This is a genomic window from Pseudoalteromonas sp. GW168-MNA-CIBAN-0100, assembly GCF_040309225.1.
Lineage (GTDB): Bacteria > Pseudomonadota > Gammaproteobacteria > Enterobacterales > Alteromonadaceae > Pseudoalteromonas > Pseudoalteromonas arctica.
The window spans coordinates 1-229 of sequence record NZ_JBEOOL010001196.1; the positions used below are offsets into that span (position 1 = coordinate 1).

1 pseudogene is annotated in these 229 nt (G+C 41.5%); it reads right to left on the reverse strand.

Annotated elements, in window-relative coordinates:
- Positions 1 to 229, reverse strand: a pseudogene (locus tag AAEY62_RS25185) (endonuclease/exonuclease/phosphatase family protein); the annotation flags it as partial.

Here is a 229-nt window from a genome sequence, read left to right on the forward strand (position 1 = left end):
GCGTACTTGTCAGTAAATGGCTTAATACGCCATCCGCAAGTTCATTAGTAAAGTCTCCCATTAATAGCATGGGTTGTTGCGTAGCTTCGCGACGAGCACTCATTTGTATCATTAGTAATGTAGATTCACTGCCACGCTGAATAGTTGAGCCCCACCCACCCGCTACATTAGCTTTTAAAATTTCAATTATGTTTTGCTCGGGTGTAAGCTCTTTATTATGCTCATCTAA